This window comes from Nocardia sp. MDA0666 (genome assembly GCF_003023875.1).
GTDB classification, from domain to species: domain Bacteria; phylum Actinomycetota; class Actinomycetes; order Mycobacteriales; family Mycobacteriaceae; genus Nocardia; species Nocardia aobensis.
This window is the reverse complement of sequence record NZ_PYHT01000001.1, coordinates 822479-846013: the sequence shown is the minus strand read 5'-3', so window position 1 is coordinate 846013 and position 23535 is coordinate 822479. Positions and strand designations below refer to the sequence as shown.

Annotated in this window: 22 protein-coding genes; 9 read left to right on the top strand and 13 right to left on the bottom strand. The window is 66.8% G+C overall.

The genetic code is table 11. The annotated features are described in order from the left end of the window. Window positions 1-21: 21 nt before the first annotated feature. The 4 genes from C8258_RS04020 to C8258_RS04005 all read right to left on the bottom strand — a co-directional run bounded on the left by C8258_RS04020 (window position 22) and on the right by C8258_RS04005 (window position 7570). Window positions 22-3762, bottom strand: coding sequence for an IPT/TIG domain-containing protein (locus C8258_RS04020; protein ID WP_106953875.1), 3741 nt, complete (start codon window positions 3760-3762; stop codon window positions 22-24). A gap of 363 nt (window positions 3763-4125) precedes the next feature. Next, the gene (locus tag C8258_RS04015; RefSeq protein WP_158271212.1) at window positions 4126-5427 is read right to left on the bottom strand and encodes an IPT/TIG domain-containing protein; all 1302 of its coding nucleotides are present in this window, start codon (window positions 5425-5427) and stop codon (window positions 4126-4128) included. 556 nt (window positions 5428-5983) lie between these two features. Next, window positions 5984-7159: a phosphatidylserine decarboxylase gene (locus C8258_RS04010; RefSeq protein ID WP_106954062.1), complete on the bottom strand. Its 1176-nt coding sequence runs from the start codon at window positions 7157-7159 to the stop codon at window positions 5984-5986. Window positions 7160-7264: 105 nt separating this feature from the next. Next, complete coding sequence (locus tag C8258_RS04005) at window positions 7265-7570, bottom strand: hypothetical protein (protein WP_063066174.1); 306 nt, start codon at window positions 7568-7570, stop codon at window positions 7265-7267. Between the two features lie 317 nt (window positions 7571-7887). Here C8258_RS04005 and C8258_RS04000 point away from each other — a divergent pair, with 317 nt between their 5' ends. Then, on the top strand, window positions 7888-8412 hold the full coding sequence (locus C8258_RS04000; protein ID WP_106953873.1) for a hypothetical protein: 525 nt from the start codon (window positions 7888-7890) through the stop codon (window positions 8410-8412). Between the two features lie 340 nt (window positions 8413-8752). Here C8258_RS04000 and C8258_RS03995 read toward each other — a convergent pair whose 3' ends face one another. Next, window positions 8753-10174 carry an amidase gene (locus tag C8258_RS03995; protein ID WP_106953872.1) on the bottom strand — a complete coding sequence of 474 codons (1422 nt, stop codon included), beginning with the start codon at window positions 10172-10174 and terminating at the stop codon, window positions 8753-8755. An 82-nt stretch (window positions 10175-10256) separates the two neighbouring features. On the opposite strand from C8258_RS03995, the gene C8258_RS03990 reads away from it, so the two are divergent. Then, window positions 10257-10937: a TetR/AcrR family transcriptional regulator gene (locus C8258_RS03990; protein WP_158271211.1), complete on the top strand. Its 681-nt coding sequence runs from the start codon at window positions 10257-10259 to the stop codon at window positions 10935-10937. Between the two features lie 127 nt (window positions 10938-11064). On the opposite strand, the gene C8258_RS03985 is transcribed toward C8258_RS03990, so the two are convergent. After that, entirely contained in the window at window positions 11065-11700 is a 636-nt protein-coding gene (locus C8258_RS03985; RefSeq protein WP_233224851.1) for a TetR/AcrR family transcriptional regulator, read from the bottom strand. Window positions 11701-11831: 131 nt separating this feature from the next. Between C8258_RS03985 and C8258_RS03980 the strand changes: the two genes are divergently transcribed. After that, window positions 11832-12566: a nuclear transport factor 2 family protein gene (locus C8258_RS03980; RefSeq protein ID WP_106954061.1), complete on the top strand. Its 735-nt coding sequence runs from the start codon at window positions 11832-11834 to the stop codon at window positions 12564-12566. A 695-nt stretch (window positions 12567-13261) separates the two neighbouring features. Continuing rightward, entirely contained in the window at window positions 13262-13846 is a 585-nt protein-coding gene (locus C8258_RS03975) for a TetR/AcrR family transcriptional regulator (RefSeq protein WP_106953869.1), read from the top strand. 12 nt (window positions 13847-13858) lie between these two features. Here the strand turns inward: C8258_RS03975 and C8258_RS03970 are convergent, their stop codons facing one another. Genes C8258_RS03970 through C8258_RS03960 form a run of 3 tightly spaced genes read right to left on the bottom strand, consistent with a single transcriptional unit; the run spans window position 13859 to window position 15368 of the window. Continuing rightward, window positions 13859-14566 carry a type 1 glutamine amidotransferase domain-containing protein gene (locus C8258_RS03970; protein WP_106953868.1) on the bottom strand — a complete coding sequence of 236 codons (708 nt, stop codon included), beginning with the start codon at window positions 14564-14566 and terminating at the stop codon, window positions 13859-13861. Window positions 14567-14601: 35 nt separating this feature from the next. After that, complete coding sequence (locus tag C8258_RS03965; RefSeq protein WP_106953867.1) at window positions 14602-15120, bottom strand: alpha/beta fold hydrolase; 519 nt, start codon at window positions 15118-15120, stop codon at window positions 14602-14604. Beyond that, on the bottom strand, window positions 15117-15368 hold the full coding sequence (locus C8258_RS03960; protein ID WP_106953866.1) for a hypothetical protein: 252 nt from the start codon (window positions 15366-15368) through the stop codon (window positions 15117-15119). Before C8258_RS03960 ends, C8258_RS03965 begins: the two co-directional genes overlap by 4 nt. A gap of 124 nt (window positions 15369-15492) precedes the next feature. On the opposite strand from C8258_RS03960, the gene C8258_RS03955 reads away from it, so the two are divergent. From C8258_RS03955 to C8258_RS03945, 3 genes are all read left to right on the top strand, one after another. Beyond that, on the top strand, window positions 15493-16341 hold the full coding sequence (locus tag C8258_RS03955) for an SDR family NAD(P)-dependent oxidoreductase (protein ID WP_106953865.1): 849 nt from the start codon (window positions 15493-15495) through the stop codon (window positions 16339-16341). 192 nt (window positions 16342-16533) lie between these two features. Then, window positions 16534-17112, top strand: coding sequence for a hemerythrin domain-containing protein (locus tag C8258_RS03950; RefSeq protein ID WP_106953864.1), 579 nt, complete (start codon window positions 16534-16536; stop codon window positions 17110-17112). A 111-nt stretch (window positions 17113-17223) separates the two neighbouring features. Next, window positions 17224-18273: an NAD(P)/FAD-dependent oxidoreductase gene (locus tag C8258_RS03945; RefSeq protein ID WP_158271210.1), complete on the top strand. Its 1050-nt coding sequence runs from the start codon at window positions 17224-17226 to the stop codon at window positions 18271-18273. A 3-nt stretch (window positions 18274-18276) separates the two neighbouring features. On the opposite strand, the gene C8258_RS03940 is transcribed toward C8258_RS03945, so the two are convergent. Further along, window positions 18277-18693 carry a YkvA family protein gene (locus tag C8258_RS03940; protein ID WP_106954060.1) on the bottom strand — a complete coding sequence of 139 codons (417 nt, stop codon included), beginning with the start codon at window positions 18691-18693 and terminating at the stop codon, window positions 18277-18279. A 162-nt stretch (window positions 18694-18855) separates the two neighbouring features. Here C8258_RS03940 and C8258_RS03935 point away from each other — a divergent pair, with 162 nt between their 5' ends. Continuing rightward, window positions 18856-19359 carry a DUF4334 domain-containing protein gene (locus tag C8258_RS03935; protein WP_199195557.1) on the top strand — a complete coding sequence of 168 codons (504 nt, stop codon included), beginning with the start codon at window positions 18856-18858 and terminating at the stop codon, window positions 19357-19359. Between the two features lie 86 nt (window positions 19360-19445). Beyond that, window positions 19446-19997: a dihydrofolate reductase family protein gene (locus C8258_RS03930; protein WP_106953862.1), complete on the top strand. Its 552-nt coding sequence runs from the start codon at window positions 19446-19448 to the stop codon at window positions 19995-19997. A gap of 27 nt (window positions 19998-20024) precedes the next feature. Here C8258_RS03930 and C8258_RS03925 read toward each other — a convergent pair whose 3' ends face one another. The 3 genes from C8258_RS03925 to C8258_RS03915 form a co-directional block, all read right to left on the bottom strand. Continuing rightward, window positions 20025-20402 carry a VOC family protein gene (locus tag C8258_RS03925; RefSeq protein WP_106953861.1) on the bottom strand — a complete coding sequence of 126 codons (378 nt, stop codon included), beginning with the start codon at window positions 20400-20402 and terminating at the stop codon, window positions 20025-20027. 49 nt (window positions 20403-20451) lie between these two features. Continuing rightward, window positions 20452-21810 (bottom strand): FAD-dependent oxidoreductase, encoded by a 1359-nt coding sequence (locus C8258_RS03920; RefSeq protein ID WP_106953860.1) that lies wholly within the window; start codon window positions 21808-21810, stop codon window positions 20452-20454. Window positions 21811-21969: 159 nt separating this feature from the next. Continuing rightward, window positions 21970-23346 carry an MFS transporter gene (locus C8258_RS03915; protein WP_233224849.1) on the bottom strand — a complete coding sequence of 459 codons (1377 nt, stop codon included), beginning with the start codon at window positions 23344-23346 and terminating at the stop codon, window positions 21970-21972. Window positions 23347-23535: the final 189 nt, after the last annotated feature.

Here is a 23535-nt window from a genome sequence, read left to right as displayed (position 1 = left end):
ACGGCCCAGCCACACCCGCTGTCAGAGGTAGGTGTAGGAGATCCCGGTGCTCGTTCCTCCCGGTGTGGTGACGGTGACCAGTATTGTTCCGGCTGCTCCGGCAGGGGCGATCGCGGTGATCTGGGTGGCGGAGTCGACACTGAACGAGGTTGCCGGTGTGCCACCGAAACTCACTGCGGTCGCACCCGTCAGATCCGTCCCGGTGAGGGTGACCGTGGTCCCGCCGGCCGCCGTACCCGAGGTCGGATTGACCGTGCTCACGGTAGGCACGGCCGCGTAGGTGAAGGAGACGCCGTCGACGGTTCCTCCTGCGGTGGTGACGGTGACCAGTACCGTCCCGGCCGACCCGGCAGGAGCGGTCGCGGTGATCTGGGTGTCGGAGTCGACGGTGAACGAGATTGCCGGCGTGGCACCGAAATTCACCGCGGTCGCGCCGGTCAGGTTCGTGCCGGTGAGCACGACCGTGGTCCCGCCTGCCACCGGACCCGCGCCGGGCACGATCGTGGTGAGGGTGGGCACCGCGACGTAGGTGTAGGAGACCCCGTTACTTGTGCCGCCCGCGGTGGTGACGGTGACCGGTACTGTCCCGGCGGACCCGGCGGGGACGATGGCCGTGATCTGGGTGTCGGAGTCGACACTGAACGAGGCCGCCGGTGTGGCACCGAAATCGACCGCGCTGGCCCCGGTCAGGTTCGTGCCGGTGAGCACGACGGTGGTGCCGCCGGTGACCGGGCCGGTGTCGGGTGCCACGGTGGTCAGCGTGGGGTTCGCCGCGTAGGTGTAGGCGACACCATTGCTGGTTCCTCCCACAGTGGTGACGGTAACCAGTATCGTCCCGGCCGACCCGGCGGGGGCGATGGCGGTGATCTGTGTGGCGGAGTCGATGGTGAACGAAACCGCCGGTGTGACACCGAAATTCACCGCAGTTGCTCCCGTCAGGGCTGTGCCGGTCAGTACGACCGTGGTCCCGCCTGCTACCGGGCCGGCATTGGGGACCACCGTAGTGAGGGTGGGCACCGCGACGTAGGTGTAGGAGACCGCGTTACTGGTTCCTCCTGCGGTGGTGGCGGTGACCGACACGGTCCCGGCCGCACCGGCGGGGGCGACGGCGGTGATCTGCGTGGCAGAGTCGACCGTGAACGAGGCCGCCGGTGTGGCACCGAAATTCACAGCGGTTGCACCGGTCAGGTTCGTCCCGGTCAGTACAACAGTCGTTCCGCCTGCCACCGAACCAGCATTAGGCGCGAGGGAGGTTAGTGTCGGCACGGCGACGTAGGTGTAAGACACCCCGTTGCTCGTTCCGCCGACGGTCGTGGCTGTGACCGACACCGTTGCTGCCGACCCGGCGGGGGCGACGGCGGTGATCTGGGTGGCGGAGTCGACGGTGAACGAGGCTGCAGGCGTGGCACCGAAACTGACCGCGGTCGTACCCGTCAGGTTCGTGCCGGTCAGCACGACCGTCGTTCCGCCGGTTACCGGACCCGCGTTCGGGGCGATTGCCGTAAGGGTCGGCACCGCGACATAGGTGTAGGCGACACCGTTGCTCGTCCCACCCACGGTGGTGACCGTGACCAGTACCGTCCCGGCCGACCCGGCGGGGGCGACGGCGGTGATCTGGGTGGCGGAGTCGACGGTGAACGAGGCTGCAGGTGTCGCACCGAAATTCACCGCGGTCGCGCCGGTCAGGTTCGTGCCGGTCAGCACGACCGTCGTTCCGCCGGTTACCGGACCCGCGTTCGGGGCGATTGCCGTAAGGGCCGGCACCGCGACATAGGTGTAGGCGACACCGTTGCTCGTCCCACCCACGGTGGTGACCGTGACCAGTACCGTCCCGGCCGACCCGGCGGGGGCGACGGCGGTGATCTGCGTGGCGGAGTCGACGGTGAACGAAACCGCCGGTGTGGCACCGAAATTCACTGCGGTGGCACCGGTCAGGTTCGTGCCGGTCAGTACAACCGTCGTCCCACCTGCCACCGGACCAGCATTCGGCGCGATAGCGGTGAGGGTCGGTACGGCCACGTAGGTATAGGCGACGCCGTTGCTGGTTCCCCCGGTTGTGGTGACGGTGACGAGCACCGTTCCTGCCGATCCGGCGGGGGCGACGGCGGTGATCTGGGTGGCGGAGTTGACGGTGAACGAGGTGGCCGGTGTGGCACCGAAATTCACTGCGGTGGCACCGGTCAGGTTCGTGCCGGTCAGTACAACCGTCGTCCCACCTGCCACCGGACCAGCATTCGGCGCGATAGCGGTGAGGGTCGGTACGGCCACGTAGGTATAGGCGACGCCGTTGCTGGTTCCCCCGGTTGTGGTGACCGTGACCGACACCGTCCCGGCCGATCCGGCGGGGGCGACGGCGGTGATCTGGGTGGCGGAGTTGACGGTGAACGAGGTGGCCGGTGTGGCACCGAAATTCACCGCGGTTGCACCTGTCAGGTTCGTTCCGGTGAGGACGACCGTGGTTCCGCCGGTCACCGGGCCGGCGTTCGGGGTGATGGTCGTCAGTGTCGGGACCGCAGCGTAGGTGTAGGCGACGCCGTTGCTGGTGCCACCGGCCGTGGTGACCGTGACCGACACCGTCCCGGCCGATCCGGCGGGGGCGACGGCGGTGATCTGTGTCGAAGAGTTGACGGTGAACGAGGTGGCCGGTGTCCCACCGAAACTCACCGCGGTCGCACCTGTCAGGTTCGTGCCGGTCAGCAGGACCGTGGTTCCGCCGGTCACCGGGCCGGCGTTCGGGGTGATGGTCGTCAGTGTCGGGACCGCAGCGTAGGTGTAGGCGACGCCGTTGCTGGTTCCGCCCACGGTGGTGACGGTGACCGACACCGTGCCGGCTGAATGGGCGGGTGTCACCGCTGTGATCTGTGTCGAAGAGTTGACGGTGAACGAGGTCGCCGGTGTCCCACCGAAACTCACCGCGGTCGCACCTGTCAGGTTCGTCCCGGTCAGGACAACGGTCGTCCCGCCGGCGACCGGGCCGGCGTTCGGGGTGATGGTGGTCAATGTGGGCACCGCGGCGTAGGTGTAGGCGACGCCGTTGCTGGTTCCGCCCACGGTGGTGACGGTGACCGACACCGTGCCGGCTGAATGGGCGGGTGTCACCGCTGTGATCTGTGTCGAAGAGTTGACGGTGAACGAGGTCGCCGGTGTCCCACCGAAACTCACCGCGGTGGCCCCGGTCAGGTTCGTGCCGGTGAGCACGACCGTGGTCCCGCCGGCTACCGGACCGGCGTTCGGGGCGATGGTGGTCAATGTGGGCACCGCGACGTAGGTGTAGGAGACGCCGTTGCTCGTTCCGCCGGGCGTGGTGACCTTCACCGTCACCGTTCCGGCCGAATGGGCGGGCGTGACCGCGGTGATCTGTGTCGAGGAATTCACGGTGAACGACGTTGCCGGTGTGCCACCGAAACTCACCGCGGTCGCACCGGTCAGGTTCGTCCCGGTGAGCACGACCGTCGTCCCACCGGTCGCCGACCCCGAAGCCGGACTGATGCTGCTCAAGGTAGGAACCCCGGCATAGGTGTAGGGCACCGGATTGCTGGTGCCATCCAGCGCGGCCTGCACGGTGACGTTCACCGTGCCGGTCCCGGGGGGAGCGATGGCTGTGATCTGGGTGTTGGAGTCGATGGTGAATGTGGTTGCCGTCGTGCCGAACCGGACAGTCAAAGGGCCGACACCACTGAATCCGGAGCCGGTGATGACGACGGAGTTGAGCCCTGCCGCAGGGCCGGAAGAGGGTGTCAGAGAAGTGATTACAGGCGCCATTGTCTTGCCTTCTACTGGTGATCAGTGAAAAAGGGTCTCCCGCAGCGGCACCGCCCAGCCGGTACAGCCGCTCGTCTCCAGTAACCCTCCAGCGCACGCACTTCGGCAATGGATCCTCAGGTCCGTTTTCGTCCGCTTTGCGGACAGCGCGGCCCTTCTCGCCAGCGGAGGTCGCATGGCGGTGTGGCGACGTACCGACCGCCGGCTGTAGTTCCGCGCTCGCGAGAGCACCCGCCGCGCGTGGTGCAGGCGCGACGGGTGCATTCGCAATCGAACCGATCCTGAACGAAGGTTTCGACTCGGTGTCCGACTCAGCCACTGTCACCGGACGTTATTTCGTCCCGAGCAGTGGATTCGACCGGCCTAGATATAGGTGAACTCGTTGGCGGGGGTCTTCTTCGTGTCGGAGATGGTCAACAGGTTCGTGATGGAGACGGCGACGGTCTCGATTCCGAGATGGCGCGGCGCGGTCGCCGTGATCGAGTTGGTGCCGACCTTGACGTCGGTGCCGCGCTCGGACCCGAAGTAGACCACACAGGCGGAGGCGAACGCGGCGGTCGACGGAACCTCGATCGTCACCGTCGTGCCTCCCGGACCCTTCTTGGGGGACAGCGACTTGATCTGGGGCACATCGATGTTCACGGTCGGTGCGCCGAGGAGAGTGAGGTAGGTGTTGTTGGCGTGCTGATAGGCGAGCTGGCCCATCCAATCCTTCTCGGTCTTGCCGAGCGCATCGATCGAGTGGTGCGTGTAGTCGGTGTTCATCGGGGCCTGCTGGGTCGGCTGCACGTACGGTGACACGCCGCTCTCGGCCAGCTTCTGCGCGAGGTCCTGGATCTGGGACTGGACGGTCCGGCCTTTGTCGTCCTTGCATTCGCTCGCGTACGGGCCGGGAGCGGGGAAGAAGGACTGGATGCTGGTCGGGCCCGGGCCCAGGTTCCACCACACGTTCGCGACCACGTCGTATTTGTTCCATATCGCCTGGCCATGGGGGAATTGGGTGTCGAACCATGTGGCGAAGTCCTGATTTCCGGCGGTCGGGGCGGCGAAGGTATAGGTGTCGAAGGCGACCTTGGGGTTGAACTTCGCGAACTGGGATTGCAGAAACAGCGCCGCTGTCGTGACGAGACAGCCGCCGAGGCTGTGGCCGGTGAGGTGCACGGTAGCCGGTTTGCTCGGACCGCAGAGAGTCTGCAGCGCGGACACCAGCGTCCCGGATCCGCCCGGCAGACCGAGAACACATTTCGCCGACATGATCTCGTCGAAGGCCGCCGAGGCGCCCTTCGCGATCACGGGTTTCGAACCGGCAGGCGGCGTGCCGCCCTGAGGGAACGGCACCTGCGTGAAAACCTCGAAATCCTCGGCCAGATCTATCAGTGAGGTGAACACCGTCCCACGGAAGCACACCGCCAGCTCCGAGGTGTCATTCACGTTCTGGACCACGAACGCCATGTTCGCGCGCAAAGAACTCATCCCCAGCCACACGACTTTCCACGAGTCGAGGCCTGGTGTCTTCGCCATCATCGATCGGATTCCGTCGAGCATTCGCTGCTGTTGCTTTACCGACGTCTCACCGTCCGGCAGCGGAACGGCGGCGATCGGCGAGAAGGCGCACAGAGTCATCATCGAATCGACGTTCTGGTTCACCGTCGCAGCACTACTCATTCGTGCCACTCTCCCTCGTCGTCTGTGGGAGCGCGTGAAGCAACTCCCTCGTGCGGGAAGCCGGCCGCCTCTGCTGTCGAGGCTACGAACGACAATCATTGCTTCGGGACCGGCATTTTCTACGGAGCTGAATCGCCCGGAACAACCAGACCACTTTCACCACGTCCGCAAGGAGCGCAGGACGTAGAACAGCGTAGCGTCGTGTCGGCCGGTGAGCTAGCGGCATTCGATATCGGTTGTGGTCTTGACGCGGCGACATCGTTGCGCGCACACTACTTCTCTTCAACCGGACTTTCTCTCCGGATATGGAAGGTCGTGGCAGCGTCGGAAGCATGCGGTGCCCCAGGCTCTCGAGCCGTAAGACACAGCGGCAGAGATGAATTCGGTGATTCGGCAGCGCAGGGGATCTCACGCCGACCACTCGTGGAAAGTAGTGGTGAACGGCCGAAGCGGCACCGGCACGCATAGTGTTCCGGGTGACACACTCGGCGGTGTGCTTCGACCGTTCGTCGCCGAAACGGCTGTGTCAGTTCGGCTTCGGCATATGGTCGGCGGGTCAGCGGCACCGCGCTACCGGCACTCCGACCAAACGGGTTTCCTCGGCGGTATCCACGTCGACCTCGACACCCTGTTGGAACAGCAGCACGATGTCGGAACCTCCGAACGTGAAGTAGCCGAATTCGTCTCCCTTGGCCATATGTTTTCCGGGGGTGCAGGTGAGGGTGACCGATGCGACGTTCTGCATGCCGACGCACACGACCGCGACCGTTCCGATGTCGCCGTCGGGGGATTCGGCGGTGTCGATGACGACCACGCCGCGGGTCTGGAAGAATTCGAAGCCGGTTTCGGCGTTGTCCTGGCCCTTCAAGCCGTGGTCGGACAGCTCGACCTGCATGAACGCTTGCCCGTGAGTCACGAACGACTCTTTGACGACACCGCTCACCGGTAGGTGGAAGCGGTGATAGGCGTTGGTCGGCAGCATGTAATGGGCAAAGGTTCCGCCGGCGAATTTCGCGGCGTATTCGCTACCGGTGAGCAACGTTTCGATATTTCCGTACTTGTGCGTGCCTTTGATCGTCGTCGCCGGAATGTTCGAGGCGTCGTCGATGCCGTAACGGTGCTGGAACATGCAATCGGCGGGCGAGGATATCGACCTGTTGTCGCCCGGTTCGGCGACCGGTCGTAGACCTCCGTTCAATTCGCGGGCGAAGAACTGGTTGAAAGTCATCCAGCCGCTGGGGGCGTTCGGCTTGCCGTCGATCATGGAATCGCCCACGTGATATTCCGGAGCATTGTCGACGAACGATTTCAGCACGTCCGGCCCGAAGGATTCGGGAGTGTCGAGAAAACTGCCCCAGTCGCGGGCGAAGTCGGTGACCCATTCCCGGAATGTGTCCGAGCCGTACGCCACGGACGTGTCGCGGTCGTCCGTCTTCTGGTCGATGATCCAGAAGAAGTGGGAAAGCCGGTCGCTGACCTCCTGGGCGTACCGGTGTTGTGGTGCTTGTGCGCGCCATGCGGGCGAGTCGCTCTCCCGCGGTACCCAGCGAGCGAAGTCATCGATGTAGTCGATGTATTCCGCGACCGACTGCGGCCACGGTAACGCCGCCAGCAGTTCGTCCTTCAGCCCCTGCTCAGCGACCTGGCGCGCCTGCACCAATGATCGCTCCAGGCCGGCGGCCAAGTCCGGATCCTCGTCGAGAAGGTCTCTGAGTCGCTGCCCGATCGCCATATCACTCACGTCGAACTCCTTCCGCTCACCACCCCACTGTTCGATTACCCCCGTGGCCTCGTCTACACCGTGCCGGTAATGCCTCGGTGCTGCACCTTCGCAGTGCTACGGCACGTCGTGGTGTTCGCCGGCGGTCAGTGGGCGGGCGTACATGTGGCCGTCCCGGATGCCGAATTCGATGCGGCAGGGAAAGCTCGGGACTTCGGCGTCGGCGCGGTGATGATGGGTGACGAGCATGGCCATCGCCCAGTCGCGCAGCGGCACGGGCAGGGTGACCGTGGTTCCGTCGCGTAGTCGTAGATGGGGTTCGCCGCGGCCGAGGGGGTCGGCGATGGCGATGCTCACGATGTCGAGGATCAGGCCGGTGTCGGTCGCGGAGGCGACCACGGGTGGGTCGAGCGCGAGAACCATATCGGCAACTTAGCCGCCGACTCCGTCGCGAGCACGGTGTGCGGGCTCGTGTCGGCTGCGGGTTTTCCCGGCAGGTCTACCAGCTGTGACCAGCATCGTTGCCGACGCGCGGATGTGCGTGCACTATCGAAATCGGCCGATCAAGGATGCTCGAGCGGGCCCGGCCGCCGGATGCGTGAAATCCCTTCACGACTCGTCACTCTCACATCGTGAACGGTGAGCCCTGCTCCCGGTCACGGCTGGTGTTCCGCGCCGGCCCCGGCAGACCTTGGCGCCGGTAGCAGCGAACGGAATCGTCGCGGAGAGGAGCGAATGCGATGACAGACACCCTGACCGATATTCCCACCGCACCCCTTCGGCTCGCACGGCCCGTCCCGGTCGCGCGGGCGACCTCGGCACGCCCGGTCCCGGTCACCCGGGCCGCGAGCGAGTGGCAGGAGGCGAAGGCGGTGCTCGTCACCCGCGTCGCCGGCCCGCAGCAATTGGTGACCGTCCCGCGGCTGGTTGTTCCTATCGGGTTCGGCCAGTTGGCGTTTCGTGTCTCGTCGCAGGCGCCGGAAGCCGACGATCTGGTGCGCGACGGCCGGGTGCTGGTCCAGGCTGGTGATTGGCGCGGCCATCCGGCGCTGGGATCCCACCAGCGCCAGGGACAGGCGCAGGTGGTGACCGCGGGCACGCTGGTGTCGTTCGTTCAGGCCGAGATCGAAGCCAAGTATCGGTGGCGAATTCCGCTGGCGAAGTTCGGTCATCGGCTGGCGCGGGGAAACGCCCCCTACGGCGACGTCGTCGTTCTCGTCACGGTTCAGGAGCCTCCGTCTCGGATACTGCCGCCGATGCCCTGACCGACGCCTGAGTCGTGTCGCTGAACGAAGCGATGCCGCCGGGGTGGCGATCGGCCCGGCGGCATCGCAACGACTTTCGCGCAGCCCGTCATGCCTTCGGTCTGCGCGCGGGCCGGCGCCGGGCAGGACGTCGGCCTCACTTCTCTGTTACCCGCTCCGCTAGTGGCAGCAAACCTTCAGCGCTCGGATTCGAGTCACAATCGCCCGCTGTGCGGAAGTATTCAATCGACGTTTCCCTCCACGTCACCGAGGGGGCATCGCGTCAACGGACGACATGCCGCATTGCGCGCCGTGGGTTTGCTGCCGCGGGGTCGCTGTGAAGCCGGGGCCGATCGCGGCACTACCGAGTTGAGGAATTCGTCGCCTGCTCCTGGATGCGGGGGAAGGGTTGTTCGGCCTCGAGGAGGTAGGCCAGTTCGATCAGCGTGCGTTCGTCGCCGTACGCGGCCGACAGTTGCACGCCGACCGGCAGGCCGTCGGGTGTGCGGCCCATGGGAAGCGAGATTGCCGGGGTGCCGGCGATGTTGTTCAGCGGGGTATAGCTGACGTAGCGGGTGAGCCGGTCGATGAGTTCGGGGAAGGGGACGGTCGGTGCGATGTGGCCCAGCGGCGGGGTCGTATGCGAGAGTACCGGCGACACAACGACTTCCAGGTTGGCGAACATTCGCGCGTAGGTGGCCGGGATGCGCCGCAGTCGGCGCAGTGCCGCCGGTGTGCGGTGCAAGTTGCGCCGGTGATGGGCCCGCAGTCCGCGCGTGAGTCCGTCGGTGGCGGCGGCGTCGAACGAGCGATCCAGGATGAGCTTGCCCGTACTCACCGCGAGATCGGCCAGCAGCGCCCAGTATTGGACGAAATCGGCGGCGAACTGCGCGGTGACCGGGAGCGCGATCGGTTCGACGACGTGCCCGGCCTTCTCCAGCAGCGTGGCGGTGTGCTCGACCGCGGCCCGGGTGGGTGCGTCGACCTCGGCACCGGTGACGCTGTGCATGAGCAGCCCGACTCGCAGCCGTCGTTGCGCCGGGCCCCGAACTTCGCCGATGGGGGCGAGTTTCGGGTTGCGCCAGCCATTCTCGGCCGCGGCGACGAATGCCGCGGTGTCACGCACGGTACGGGTGAGCACGCCTTCGGAGATCATGCGGATCGGCAGGCTCCGCACCTGTTCGCCGTCGATGTGGCGGCCGCGGCTCGGCTTGAGCCCGACGAGTCCGCCGCACGCGGCGGGGATGCGGATGGATCCGCCGCCGTCGTTGGCGTGCGCGATCGGAACCACGCCCGCCGCGACCAGTGCGGCCGACCCGCCGGACGAGGCACCGACCGAGCGGTCCAGATCCCACGGATTGCGCGCGGGCGGTTCGGTCATGAATTCGGTGGTGGCGTTGAAGCCGAACTCCGGCAGTCGCGATTTACCGAGCAGCGTCAGCCCGGTGCCGAGGAACTGGTCGGTGTAGGCGCCGTTCTTCGCGGCGGGCCGCGCCCGGAACGCCTCACTGCCGTGGTTGGTCGGCAGGCCCGCGACGTCGGAGTTGTCCTTCACGAAGGTCGGCACGCCGTAGAGGGCGGCATCGGAGCGCGAGTGGTAGCGCGGGGCGTCGTAGATCGCGCAGGCGACGGCGTCGAGTTGCGGGTCGACAGCGCGCGCCCGCTCGATGGCGGCGGCGGCGAGCTCCTGCGGGCTGACCGAGCCGTCGCGGACCAGTTCGGCGAGGGCGACCGCGTCGTGCTCGGCGAGCGCATCGTCGCGAAAGGCGTGAAGGGACGTCATGGCGGCTGAGTCTAGAAGAATTTACAGACTCTGCCCAGAGGGAAACTGTAAGGAGTTACAGAGATGGCCTAGGGTGGGCCGCGTGACCCCGCGCCGCCACCGTCCCAGCGCTCAGGCTCGCCGCGAAGCCTTGCTCGCGGCCGCTGTCGAGGTCACCGCAGCCGTGGGTGTGGCAGGAGTGACCCACCGCGCGGTCACCGAAAAAGCCGGCCTGCCGCTCACCACCGTCGGCTACTTCTTCGACTCGATCGACGCGCTGACCGAGGAAGCGCTGCGCGTCTACACCGACGCCGACGCCGATACCCAGGTCGCGCTCGCCGAGGCGCTGGCCGAGGCGCACAGCACACCCGACGAGATCGCCGCCGCGCTGTCGTCGGCCGCGGCCCCGCGCTCGCCGGAGACACCGGCGTTGTTCGAGGCCTATCTGCACGCCGCGCGGCACCCGGAGTTCCGCGACGCCGCCGCGCGGGCACTGGATGCCGCACGCCGCGCCGCCGCCGCGGGCGTTCGCGCGGCCGGCTCCCCGGAACCCGACACGGCCGCACCGGCATTCACCGCCCTGGCGCACGGGTTGGCGCTGCACGAAATGGCCGTCCCGGGCACGCTGCCGCCGGATTCGGTGCATGCGGCGTTCCGTGCGCTGTTTCTGGGGTTTCTGCTCGACAACGGACATGTCGAGCTGGCTCTGCGACTGCGGCGACAAGGGTCGGTGGACGGCGACCGCACCGAGGGCGATCGGCGATCGGCCGAATCCGATGCCTGACAAGGGTTTTCGGTCACGCGTGCGCCCCTCGGGAGACCGCGGCGTTGTGCGTGCGCTCGCCCACACGTTGCCCGGGTTCCTGACCCGACATTTCGCACCGACGGCGCCTCGGGGGCGCCGGGTGGGCTCAGTGAGATCGTGGGCCGAGGGCGAGTCCGAGTAGTGCGGCGACGATGCCGGTGCAGGTGTCGACGAGCCGGTCGCGCTCGATGCTCAGGTGCCCGTCGGTCCATTCCAGATACACCGACGTCAACGCCCCGGCCAGCGCGGTGCCGATCGTGGCCAGCGTGGCATCACTGCTGGCGAACAGGTCCCCGGCGTTGTCGCCCAGCAGCGGAGCCAGGGCTCGGATCACCGCCGGGGTCCGGCGGGTGATGTGCGCCCGTAAATCGTCGTCGGCCAACGGTTCACGCAGCAGCACCCGCGCCCGCCGCGGGTCCTCGTCGAAGAAGTCGGCGCAGGTGTGCAGTGCCGACCGGATTGCCGCATACGGGTCGACGCCCGCGGCGATCACCGACAGCCGCTCGCGCAACGCCGCTTCCACCCGGTCGTAGACGGCGAGGATCAGCGCTTCGCGGCCTTCGAAACTTTCGTAGAAATAGCGCGGGCTCAGATTCGCCTGCCGCGTCACCGCCCGCATCGTGACGGCCCCGGCTCCCGCTGTCCCGAGCAGGTCGAAAGCGCACTCCAGCAACAGCTCACGGCGTTCGCCGGAACGGTCCTGCAGCGTCTGGCCTCGCCAGAGTTTGGGTGCGGTGCTCACGCGATCATCCTCGCATCCCCTCCGCACACCTCATTGACATCACCTGATTCTACATGAATCATGTGATTCATCTTGGGGTGCGCAGCACCGGCACTGTGGCCGGTCGCACCGATCGTGTGAAGGGGTCACTCATGTTCGACGAGGAACAGTTCCAGCAGGCGCTGCGGCAGCCGAGGTTGTCGAAACCGGTACCGGAATTCCTGAATTCCAATCGCGCCGTGCCGATTCGGGCGATTCCCGAATCGGAACTGCGGGCCCGAACCCTCGAGTGGTTCGGCGAGTTCGAACGCAAACTAGAGCTCTACGGCAAGCTCGGCGTCGATCTGAGCTGGGTCCTGGAATGGGCCAAGAAGTATTGGTGGAGTTTCCTGGTCCGGGATATGAGCCTCAATCACGAGCTCTACGCACCCGACATCCGCTACACCGACGTCACGACGTTCGGGCGCACCATCGTCGGCATCGACGAGTTCGTGAAGTACAACTTCGCCTTCTTCGACGCCATCCCGGACTGGCGCTACGACCCGCTGCCGAACCAGGTCTATCTGGACGTGACGCCGGAAGGCAAGGTGCGCACCGTGATCCGCTACATCGGCAGCGGGCATTGGACCGGCCCGCTGCGCCTGTACCCCTACGACGAGTCCGCACCCGTGATCTACGGCAACGGACGCTTCATCCAGTGCCCGGCCGTCGACCGCTACCACTTCAACGCCGACGGACTCATGGAAGAAGGCGAAACCCTCTACGACTTCCTCGACGCCACTCAGCGCGGCGGAGTTTTGCCTCGCGACGACAGCTGGCAGTTCCGCGCGCTCATGGCTGCCTCCAAACTCCCCGCATTCCTCGCTCGAATCGGGACAGGGCGGTAGTGGGCGGCCGGCTGAGCCTTGGCCGCCTGAACCACTTCCATTGCGAGCGCCAGCTGCCGGCCACCTATCTGTCTACTGCTATATGCGCATCTATTTATTAGATCCCGTAGTTTCTCCCTCTCGGTGACATGGCCGGGCTGCGGAGAAAAGAACAGCCAGGATGGTCCGGGCCGATCGTCGGTGTGGGCGGGAAACGGAGCCGACAGTACGGCGAGCAGGTGGCATGTGACGCAGCTTGTTTCGGGCCGCCGCCGCGGACTGCGGGCGGCCGCAGCGGAATTCGAGTAGCGGTCTACTCGGGTCGGCCGCCCCGTCGGTCCATACGCTGACAGCAACGTAGAAAGTTGATCGCTCGGCGTGGCTCGAACGGATGAAAGTAACGACGTCACCGCCGCAGATGGATCCGGGTTTCGGTGCTGCTCAGCGCATTACGGTGTGGGCGAGCGTGAACGGCGCCCCGGTTCCACGGCGGCGGTGCGGCTCGGCTTATCGCCGCACAGCATCGCCGCGCGGTACGACATCGGTACGGAGAACGGTCGTCCTGGGGTTCGTTCCGGCGCTCGACGTCTGCCGGGTGGGTCGTGGTTGTCGACACGACGTCGCTGGAGGGTGAGTGCTCGACAGCGCGTACGACGTCCGCCGCTACTGTGGAGGTTCTGGAAATCGGTGACTGATACCTGTTGAGGTTGGTTGTGATGGCAACGTCGGCGACGCCATATCACCATGGTGATCTGCCCAATGCGCTGGTGCGTGCGGCGATCGAGCTGCTCGAGGAAGGTGGGGCGTCGGAGCTGTCGCTGCGCGGGGCGGCGCGGCGGGCCGGCGTGTCCACTGCCGCGCCCTATCGCCATTTCGCCGACCGTGATGCGTTGTTGTCCGCGGTCGCGGCGGTGGGGTATCGCGATCTGGCCGCGCATCTGGCCGCCGTCCACCCGGAGCGGGTGGACACCGGCAGCCTCGGCGACATCGCCGTCGCCTATGTCCGATTCGCACTGACCCGGCCGGGGATGTTCCGGGTGATGTTCACCGAGTCCTGCGATACGACCGGCCCGGAGCGGGTCGCGGCGGTGGAGGCCATCCATCAGTATCTGGAATCCCTTGTGCGACAGACCTTTCCGGACGCCGACCCGGAGCCCACCGCGACCGCGATGTGGGCGTTGGTCCACGGTCTGGCTTTCCTGCACCTGGATGGAAAGCTCGATGCGTCCTCCGAGAAGGTCGTCGACGAACGGGTGCGAGCGGCGGTGTCGGCGATCCTCGATATCCCGCGACTTCGCTGAAATTTCGTCGTTTTACGCCGAGGAGCCGACATCGGCGAGCAATCGCTGGGCGAGTTTCTCCGACGATTGGGGATTCTGGCCGGTGTACAGATTGCGGTCGACAACTACGTAGGGGCGCAACGGAAGTAGGGCCTTGGAGTATTCGACCCCGGTCTCCTTCAATTTGTCCTCGAGTAGCCAGGGCGCCTTTTTCGCGAACCGGTTCAACAGTTCCTCGCGGTTGGACAGTCCAGTCATCCGGTAGCCGGCGAAGGGTGACTTCCCGGCGGGTGGGGTCGCGGCCAGGATGGCGGCCGGGGCGTGACACAGCAGGGCGAGGGGTTTGCCGGAGGCGAGCCGCTCGGTCAGCAGCGCCCCGGAGGTCGCGTCGTAAGCGAGATCTTCCATCGGACCGTGGCCGCCGGGGTAGAACACGACATCGAAAGCATCCGGGTCGACGCTGTCCAGCGCGACCGGATGGGCGAGGGCGCTGTCGATGCTGTCGAGATACTGCTTCACGTCGCGGCGTTTCCAGGGCAGGCCGCCGGCGATTCCGAGACTGAGTCGATCGAGGGTCGGGGCCTTTCCGCCCGGGGTCGCGATGGTGATGTCCCAACCCGCCTCGGAGAAGATGCGGTGCGGCACCGCCACCTCTTCGGCCCAAAAACCCGAGGGGTGTATTTCGCCGTCGTTCAAGGTCCAGCGGTCGGCGGCAGAGATCACGAACAGGACTTTCGGCATTTTCGCTTACCTCCTGTAGTTGTGACGAGCGACGGCTAGGGTGCCGCCGCTCGCAGCGATCGGGTGATCAGATCCGCGACGGCCTCCGGCGCCTCCCACGGCGGGGTATGCCCGACCGCTCGAAGCGTTGTCCAAAGAGACCTGTCGAATTCCACGGTAGGCGCTCGAATCCGTGCGTCGAGTTCGCCGAAGGCCAATCGGGCCGGTTGTGGCAGCCGGGCCAGCCGAGCGGACTTCCGGCTCGCCTGCGACCAGGGCGGGCAGAGCAGTATCAGGGCCGAGACGAGATCGGGTCGACGTTCGGCGAGGGCGGTGGCGACCAGCCCGCCGCGCGAGTGGCCGACCACGACCGAAGGGCGATCGAGCAGCCGCGCGGTGTCGTCGGCGTCGTCTTCGATGCTTCCTGTCGAATCCAGATGCACCGCAACGATATTCGCGCGGTCCGCGAGTATCGGTACGACCCGGTCCCACACTCGGTACGAGCTCGCGAGGCCGTGGATCAGGACCACCGTGGGGGCGCCGGGGGTTCCGGTGACCAATGCCCCGGCACTCATGCCACCACCTCCCGGCTGCGGCGATGCAGGAGATGACGGGTGGGATCGAAGCGCAGCGTCCGACGGCGGAAGTCGAACGTCGAACCGGGCCAGATGTTGGTGTTGCGGCCGTTGTCGTTGAGATACCAGCTCGTGCAGCCACCGGCCGTCCACACCGAGCCCTCGCCGAGCCGCTCGACGTCCTCGGTGAATGCCTGCTGGGCGGCGGCGGCGGGTTCGATGGCGTATCTGCGAGCTGGAGGGCACACGATGACCCTCGCGCCGACCGGATCGTAAGCTGGTGGCGGACGCAGGCGGTCGCGTCGTACGACACCACAATCCCATGACAGCTCGCGCGGCTGTACGCCACGCACCCACCGACTGGAGACCCTGGTGACAGAGAGCCGATCAGCCTCGAACCCGCGACGCACGATCGTCATAACCGGTGCCAGCGACGGCATCGGAGCGGTGACCGCGCGGGCGCTAGCCGCGCCCGACGTCGATCTCGTCATCGTCGGCAGGTCGGCAAAGAAACTCGCCGCCGTCACCGCCGACACCGGTGCCACCGCCTTCACGGCCGATTTCGCCGTTCTCGACGATGTGCGCGGTCTCGCCGAGCAGATCGGCGAACATGCCGGCGCGATCGACGTGCTGCTCAACAACGCGGGCGGCCTCTTCGAGCCGCAGCAGCGGACCGTCGACGGGCACGAACCCAACTTCCAGATCAACCACTTGGCCCCGTTCCTGCTCACCAATCTGCTGCACGACAAACTCGCCGCCCGCGGTGCGCTCGTGCTGAACACCGCGAGCGTCGGCAACCTGTTCGGACGCGTCGACATCTCCGACCTCGACTACCGGCGCCGCCGCGCCTTCGGATGGCGCGCCTACGGGTCGAGCAAGCTGATGAACATCATGTTCACCCGCGGAATCGCGCAGCGCTGGACATCGGACGGAATAGTTTCCGCCGCAGTCCATCCCGGCCCCGTGGCCTCGAGCTTCGGCCGCGACTCCCGAGCCGTCGGCCTGCTCTACCGCACCCCGCTGCGCCACGTCGGCACCATCACTCCCGCCCGCGGCGCCGAACCCCTGATCGAGCTGGCCGGCCGCGGCGCCGACCCGGAAATCAACGGCGTCTACTTTCACCGCCACCGCGCAAAGGGCCCCGAGTCGCCCCAAGCCCACAACCGCCGCCTCATCGACGAACTGTGGACTACGTCAGCCGATCTCGTCGGACTGGGGTGATTCACGGTGGCCGCCGGTGTCGCGCCGCAGTAGTTGCAGCTCGTGCGGAGTGCCTGCGAACGGTTGATCCAGCCCGATCGGGCCGCGACTCGGTAGTAGATTGTCGTCAGGTTCCCAGGAGGTTCCGGCTGACGCGCGGCAGTTGGCCGTCGAGTTCCGTGCTTACCAGCGATGCGGCGTCAGGGAGGAAATGTGGATATCACCCAGTTGATCCTCGATGACCATCACGAGCAGCGGCGGTTGTTCGCGATTCTGGAGCAGATCGATCGGGGGGACACCGGGGCGCTGGGGGCGATCTGGGACAGGTTGGCGGCCTTTCTCGAATTGCATGCGCAGGCCGAGGAGGAGATTTTCTATCCGGCGCTGCTGCAGGTGGGGATCGCGGCTCGGCGGGCGAGCGGGGCGGAGGACGAGACGCTCGACGCGATCGGTGACCACAACGAGATCAGGGACGCGATCGCCGAAGTAGGGCGGCACCAGGTGGGCACCGATGAGTGGTACGCGGCGGTCGCGGCGGCGAATCTGGCCAACAGCGATCATATGGCCGAGGAAGAGCGTGAGGGGCTCACCGATTTCCGTCGGCTGGCCGGGTTGCAGCGCCGTCATCAACTTGCCGTGGCCTTCGCCGCGTACGAGGCGCGCAACTACGCCGGTGTCGTGTCCGTCGACAAAGACCCAGCCGGCTATGTACGCGCGGCGGAGGCGGCGTTGCGGACCGGGGCCAACGGATCGCTCAGCGTGGGTAGCTTGAAGCGAATTCCGCCCAGCTGAGTCTTCACCTCAGAGGAGACGAGGCGAATGTCCGCGTGGGCGTGGCACTCTGGACACGTGCCTCTCCCGGCGGGGGGCCGTCGGCACGACAACGCCAGGAGGTCGCAGGACATGGTGAGCGTTATCGGTGGTGGGATCGCGGGCAGTTGCCTGGCCGGTGGTCTCGCCCGGCGAGGACATCGGGTAGCGGTCTACGAACAACAGCGCCCGGGGCCCGGAGCCGGGGCGTTTCTGTTCGTCGACGGGCGCGGGCACGACGCGATGGAGGCGATGGGCGTCGATCGTCCGGCGTTGCACGAGGTTTCATATCCACTGGCGGGTCTCGACTACGAGGACAGCCGCGGGCGGCGCAGCGCAATGCCCAGTCGCGGTCATCGTTTCTGGTTGCGCCGCAACCTCATGGGTGTGTTGTCGGAGTTCGTCGCGGGCTCCGGCGCCGAGCTGCGCTACGGCGAGCCGATCACCGGCGTGACCGTGGGCGAGGACCACCACGCGATCCGGCGCCGCTCCGAAGTCCTCGCCGCCGAAGGACTGCTGATCGGCGCCGACGGCATCGACTCCGTCGTCCGTGCGGCCCTGGAACCCGCCCGCACCCCCGTCTACGCCGGTGACGTCGTGCTGTACGGAATGACCGGCACGCCACTGGATCCCCCGCCGCCCACCACCCCCGCAGTCCTCCACTTCTACGCCGAGGTCGCCGAAGATGGCAGTGCCGGAAGCACTTTCGGCCACATCTGGCGTCCCGAGGATCCGGCAGCCCTGTGGTTCGTGCGGATCCCGCGCGATCCGCTCCCCGGTACCCGCGACGATATCGGGATGCGACCGGTCGACGAGTGGGCCGAAACCGTCCTGGCCGCAACACCTTCCAGCCGCGCGCTGGTGTCGGCCTTCCTGTCGCGGACGGAATCGGTGCACGTCAGCAACGCGCGCAACGTCCCCCTGGAAGGTGCGCGCGCACCGCAGGATTCGGCCATCCTCATCGGTGACGCCGACCACGCGATCACCCCGGCCGCCGGAGTGGGCGCCCGCGACGCGCTCGAGGACGCCCGCGCGGTCTTCGACGCGATCGTCGGCACCGCCTCACCCGCCGAAGCGATGACGCAACGCCGCAAGCAGATCGTCACCGACCGCGAAGCAGCTCTGCGGGCGCGGCGGCGGTGACGACTACCGCACCGGCAGTCCCGTGAGCCGGGCGAGGGCGGTGTAGCCGTCGTCGGTGCCGGGCCAGTGGGCGCGGACGGCTTCCGGGCCGGCGGCGCGGACGACGCCGCGCAGGACCGCGGTGACGATGATGGCGTCGTCGGCGTATCCGATGACAGGGATGATGTCGGGGATCAGGTCCAGGGGTGAGGCGAGGTAGGCCAGCACCAGCCAGAGCCGGATCCGCACGCCGCGTGGCAGGGACCGGTCGGCGGCCAGGCGGCGGATCAGGCGCAGGGTGTCGGGCAGGATCCGCATGGCTTCCCGCAGCAGGTTGCCGCGCGGCCGGACGATGATCAGCGCCGTGATCAGCGCAATCCAGCACACGATGAGCGCGGCGGCGACCGCGATCAGCAGATCCCACCATCGCGAGCCCGTCACGTTCGGTATCCCACCATCCGTGTCGCCTCGGTCGGCGGTGGGGTCCCCGGTTTCGGCCGTGTTCGCCTCCACGCGAATCGCGGCGGACGCTTCGGCCGCATGTTTGCCGATAGCTTGCCCTGTCGCGTAGCGGTACTGTATTCACAAGCCTCCGCCGTCGGAATGGAGAGCATCGTGAGCGACGAATTGGCTCGCAAGACATTCACCGAACTCAAGGAACGCGCCGGGCGTCGTCTCGTCAGCGGACCGGAGCGTTCGTTCATCCCGGACGCCGATCTCGACGAGTTCTGGGCCATGTTGGAGCCCGCCACCATCGATTTCATGATCGGTGAATGGCAGGGCGGCGAGTTCGACACCGGCCACCGGGAGAACGGAACGCTGGCTCTCATCAACTGGTTCGGTAAGACGTTCGATTCGGCCACCGATGTGAAGCCGCTGGTCTGTCTGGACGCCGACGGCAACAAATACTCGAACACCGACAACGGCGAAGGCAGCCTCTGGATGGAGGAATTCCGCGGCGAGGTCACCGCGACGATGGTCTTCGACGGGCAGCCGGTGCACGACCATTTCAAGAAGATCGACGACCAGGCCGTGATGGGCATCATGGACGGCAAATACGCGCTCGACAACGGCCGCTACGCGTACTTCTATCTCGAACGGGTCTGATCTGCGGCGATGACCGCGTCTCGGCCGATCGAATCGGTTCCGCTGTGCGCCGATGAATTTCGAGCGCGCACGACGTCTATGCGGTCATGAGGAAACTGAGCTACGGCATCAGCATGTCCCTGGACGGCTACATCAACGACCGCGACGGCAACATCGACTGGTCCAATCCGGACGACGAGCTCCACCAGTTCCACAACGACCGGTACCGCGACATCGAGATCTCGCTGCACGGTCGCCGCCTGTACGAGCTGATGGCCGAGTACTGGCCGCACGTGCCCGAGGACGCGCCGCCCATCCAGCGTGAATTCGGCAGGTTGTGGACGGAGAAGCCGAAGGTGGTCTTCTCGCGGACGCTGACCGAGGTGCAGTGGAACAGCACGCTGGTCCGCGAGAACGCGGTGGAGGAGGTGCGCAGGTTGAAGGCCGAGGGCGACGGCGTCATGGAGGTCGGGGGCGCGACCCTCGCGGCCTCGCTGATTCCGCACGGGCTCATCGACGAGTATCAAGTGTTCGTCCTGCCCGTGGTGCTCGGCGGCGGCACCCCGATGTTTCCCTTGCTGGACAAGCGTATTCACGTCCGACTGGCCGAAACCAAGCATTTCGACACCGCGGTCATGCTGCGCTATGTCGTCGACTGAGCGGCCCCGAAGCGGCGCTTCGAACCGTCAGTCGGCGGTCGTCGATCGCCTGGCGATCTGGTAGACGTTGCCGAACGGGTCGCGGACCATGGCGCGGCGGTCACCGTACGGCGTGTCCAGCGGTGCCTCCAGCGCGACCGCGCCCGCGGCCGTCGCCCGCTGAAAGGTGGTCTCGACGTCGTCGACATAGACGTAGAGAAATGCCGGAAAGGCCTCGCGCTCACCGGATTCCGACACCATGATCAGCGAGTCGCCGATGCGGGCCTCGGCCGGCCGGTTCGGTTCGACATCGCCGGTGGCTCCGAAAACGGTTCGCAGGAACGCGACCGCGGCAGGTAGATCGTCGACCACCATGCGCGGTGTCACCGAATGAAAGCCTGGCGGAGGGGCGGAAGCCGTAGCCATGGAACGAGTCTGGCACGCAGAGCGGGTCCGCGCTGAACGCTTCGGGCTTTCAGACCGCGGCGAGTTCGTGCCGCAGCACCTCGCTCGCGGCGCGTTCACCCGAGCGAACCGCTCCATCGACCCACCCGCACATCACGGCCGAGCTCTCGGTTCCGGCCCAGTGGATCCGTCCGCACGGTTCGCGCAGCGCACGGCCGAACTGGGTGAGTACCCCGGTCGGGAGGTGACTGAGCATTCCGCCGCCGGAATAGCGTTCGGCACTCCAGTCCTGCTCGACGTAGTCGACCGGGGAACCGGCTCTGTTCCCGAACCGGGTGACCAGTTCACGCGTTATCGCCGTCCTGCGGTCGGTGGCGTCGAGCCGGCCGATCCGTCGTGCGGTGGGCCCCTCCGTGATGACGCACAGCACTCCGGGCCGCGCGGTATCGGTGCAGGCGTCGATGGTGACGGTGGCCGGTGACCCCGGCGCGGCCGACTGACCGGACAATCCGTCGTGGCGCCAGAAGGGCTCGTCGTAGACGACGGAGGTTTTGATGATCGAGCCACTCGGCACGCGCTGATGCAGGAACGAACGATCGACCGGCAGCATCGGCTCGTACCGGATCTGGCCGGCGACCGCGAGCGGGACGGCGACGATCGCCCGATTCGCGCGCAGCGTCGACGCTCCGGCGTGCACGGTCACCCCGGCCTCGTCCTGCTCGATGCCGTGCACCGGCTGCGACAGGTGGACCGAGTCGCCGACCTGGTCGGCCATCGCACCGTAGATCGCGCCCATGCCGCCCACGGGCCGCGAGTCCTGGGCGCCGCCTCGGACGCTGAACATGAAGTTCGGCCCGCCCCCGGACGCCATCTGATACAGCGCGAAAAGCATCGACACTTCCGAGGCGGCGGAGGTGTAGCTGCCCGCGATGGCGGTCTCCAGCAGATCGTGGGCGGTCTTCGACCGGATGCGAGTCAGCCACTGCGCCAACGTGATCCGATCCCATTTCTCGGCCTTGCGGGCGTCCCACGGCGCCTCGAGCGGGATCGACTTGCACAGGTGAGCGAGTTCGGCGAAGCCGGCGCCGAGGTTGATCGAGGCCCACGGACTCATCGTCCACGGGATCGTGCCGGTGTAGCGGTACTGCTCGCCGTCGACGACCATCATGGCCTCGCCGTCGGTGTACTGCCGGTAACTCCCGATCCCGAACTCGCTCATCAGGGCACGGATGCGGTCCTGTCCGGGCCCGATCCAGGCGCCGCCGCGATCGATCCAGCAACCATCCGTGCGCACCTCGGTGAACGTGCGCCCGCCGAGCCGGTCACGCGCTTCGAGCACCGCCACCGATCGACCCGCCTGCTTCAGTCGCAGCGCGGCGGTCAATCCGGCGAATCCGCCACCGATCACGCAACAGTCCACGTCTGTCATCGAGAGCCGCCTTCGGGTCGACGTTCTCCGGGCCACTGCCGGGCCACGGCACGGCTCGCATCCACGATTTCGTCGCTACGAACCACTTCGGTCGGATCGACATCTCAGGTGGGCAATTTTATAGCAAACTTCGAGGGTGGCGGACCGGAAATCCGGCGGCTATCCCAGCCGGCCGGTCGAGACGGCTGCCGGGGAGCCGGCGCGGGGAACGAGCGCGACGCGCCTGCCCGAGATCTGTAGCCGCAGGCCGGCGGCACGGGAGAGGACGACACCGATCAGCGCCGCCGATGCCGCCGAGACCGCCCCGCAGGCGAACAGCCCGAACCGGGGGCCGAACTCCTCGGTGAGCCATCCCACGATCGGGCCGCCGATAGGGGTGCCGCCGGTGAAGACCATCATGTACAGCGACATCACCCGCCCCCGCATGGTGGGGTCGGTCTCCAGTTGCACCATCGAATTGCCGGACGTGTTGAAGGTGAGTCCGAGCAGACCCACCACCGCGAGCAGAACGGTGAAAAGCCAGAAGTCCGGTGCGAAGGCGGTGACCGCCTCGAGGACTCCGAAGCCGACCGCGGTGGCCACCAGCATCCGCATCCGAACCCGCCCGCGGCGGCTGGCCAGCAGCGCACCCGCGAGCGAACCCACGGCCAGGGCGGTGTTGAGCAGTCCGTACTTGCCGGCGTCGACATCGAAGACGTGATAGGCGAAGCCCGACAGCACGGTGGGGAAGTTGTAGCCGAAGGTGCCGATGAAGCCCACCATGACGATCGGCCAGAGCAGTTGCGGATGTGCGCTCACGTAGCGGAGACCGTCGCGCAGTTGACCTTTCCGGCGGGGCAGGCGCGGCACCGGTGTCAGCTCGGACGGTCGCATGGCCAGCAGACCGGCGATGACCGCGGCGAAGGAGCAGGCGTTGATCGCGAAGGCCCAGCCGGACCCGACGGCGGCGATCAACGCTCCGGCGACCGCCGGCCCGACCAGTCGCGCGGCCTGGAAATTCGCGGAGTTCAGGCTGACGGCATTGCGCAGTCGCTGCCGGCCAACGATTTCCGGGACGAACGACTGACGGGTCGGGTTGTCGACCACGGTCACCATGCCCAGCAGCAGCGCCAGCAGATAGACGTGCCACACCTCGACCGTGCCGGTCAGTGTCAGGACCGCGAGTACCGCGGCGAGCACGCCCATGGTGGCCTGGGTGAGGACCAGCAGCCCCCGCTTGGGAAAGCGGTCGGCGATGACGCCGCCGTAGAGACCGAACAGCAGCATCGGCAGGAACTGCATGGCAGTGGTGATGCCGACGGCGAACGAACTACCGGTGAGGCTGAGCACCAGCCAGTCCTGCGCGATCCGCTGCATCCAGGTGCCGGTATTCGAAACCACCTGGCCCGCAAAGTAGTAGCGATAGTTCGGGACGGTGAGGGAGGCGAACATCCCGCCCGTGCGTTCCGGCGGTGCCGGTGGTGGTGCGGGCAGATCAGGCGCAAGCGAATCGGGGGCGGTGGTGGTCTGGAAGTCGTCGGTGCGGGTCGCGGTCAAAACTGCCTTTCCTGCGTTCAGCTCCTTGTTCGGTGAAGAGCAACGTTCGGTTGCTGTGGATGGGCCGGACAGTGGATGCGGCGTGGCGCCGGGGGTCAATCCACGTTGCTTAGCCTATCTAATTAATTATACTGCACCGGATCCCGTCACCGGCCGGCGATTTCTGTGCGGTTGGCGACACGACGGCGG